Below are 1,578 nucleotides of genomic sequence, written 5' to 3'. Positions count from 1 at the left end.
GTTGAAGACATTCTGGATGTTGCGCAGCCTGCCAATGATTTCTGGGTGACCGAAACCGAAGCCGACTCGCACGCCAGCGGCAGCATAGCTCTTTGAAAAAGTCCTCAAGATCAAAAGATTCGGATGTCTATTGACGAGGCGCAGGGCATGGTCGGGTGCGAAGTCAACGTAGGCCTCATCCAAGACGATCAAGCGATCTGCTTGCTCCACAAGGCGTTCGATTTCGGCCACCGGCACGAATGTTCCGGTCGGATTGTTCGGATTAGCCAACAGAATGAACTTCGCGTCTTTTGCGGGGCCGGACAGAAGTTTTTCTATCGGCAGGGGATGAGCTTCGCTCGATGCGATTTCGAGAAACTCGGCACCCTGTAACATGGCAAGTTTACGGTTGAACGAAAATCCGGGCGACAGCATCGCCACTGTATCTCCTGGGGCGAGGAAAGCTCTGTAGATGAGTCCGAGCAGTTCCGACGAACCGTTGCCGGCAATCACCTGATCTTTGGAAAATCCGTAAGCGTCGGAGGCAGCTGCCCTTAAGCTGAGATTGTCGTCTTCCGGATAAAGATAATGGTGTTCGATCGCAGCAATTGCACTTTGCATTACGCTCTTCGGCAACGGAAACGGGTTCTCGTTCGTATTTAGCTTAACGTAATTTGCATCCGTCGCTGGTCCGTTGGACGAGAGAGCATCTAATTTGCTGGCCACCGGCGAGAAGAGCGAAAGCACGGTCTTCAGTTTTGCATCGCACATGTTCTTCTCCGTTTTTCAGTCCCGCAGGGCATGTGACATGAGGCAATCGTTGATCGTGACTTGATCGACGTTCGGCTATGTCAGCGCTGCCTTCCCACCTTGGTGGGATCGCCGACCACGGTTTGGATTTGACACCGGGAAGCTGTCGAGAACCTGATGACGACCCAACGTGTGGCCGACGGCCGATTCGGCGCAACAGACGGTGTTTCAACATCGCATCGTCGTCAAAGCCGCATGCAGGGCCAGCACGACAGCCCGCCTCCAGCGCCCGCAGAAATAGGTGGAAACCGAGGTCTTGCCGAACCTCAGTTGCTCTGCCACCTCGCCCACCGGACTGCCCTGTTTACGGGTCAGGCGCAGGATCGTCCGGGTATCTTTGACGCTCGTTCGTCTTGCTTGCTTCCGTCTTGGCATGGGCTCTCTCGGTTCGCTGATGAGAGAGCCAAATACCGGCTCATCTGAGCATGAGACGCGGGCCTGACGATATGGAGCGTCTCTGGTGGCGCGCGTAGCCAAGAGGGTTCGCCTCGCTGGCGGGGCATGCAAGACGGCGCACCTCCTTGGCTATCCTGTCCCATCGTCTCAACGACTTCGCAGAGGTTGATATTCTGCAGTGACTTTCGTCTCGCTGCTGCACGGCATTGACGCTGGGAGCCATGCTCGCGTGGCGCAATTGTGCTGAAGAACGGTGCCCACGGCAACGTTTCTTAACCCGCCCCAGGTCCTGGCGTTTGGCTAATTTCCGACATTCGTGTCCGGCTTCGGACAAAGGCCGGGTTTGCCGAACGGAGTCCCACCCAATTTCCAGTGCTGCTTGAGCAATAATAT

At 55.9% G+C, this 1,578-nt stretch carries 2 protein-coding genes; both read right to left on the bottom strand.

Going from position 1 to position 1,578, the window contains the following annotated elements; genetic code table 11:
• A partial coding sequence (locus tag EOA86_RS33975) for a histidinol-phosphate transaminase (RefSeq protein WP_164892297.1) occupies window positions 1-750 on the bottom strand: 750 nt, incomplete at its 3' end.
• A gap of 207 nt (window positions 751-957) precedes the next feature.
• Entirely contained in the window at window positions 958-1,164 is a 207-nt protein-coding gene (locus EOA86_RS33970; protein ID WP_127399749.1) for a hypothetical protein, read from the bottom strand.
• Window positions 1,165-1,578: the final 414 nt, after the last annotated feature.

The organism is Mesorhizobium sp. M5C.F.Ca.IN.020.32.2.1, assembly GCF_004023105.1.
In the GTDB taxonomy this organism is placed as follows: Bacteria; Pseudomonadota; Alphaproteobacteria; order Rhizobiales; family Rhizobiaceae; genus Mesorhizobium; species Mesorhizobium wenxiniae.
Note: the sequence above shows the minus strand (reverse complement) of the source record. Positions and strands in the feature narration are given on the sequence as shown.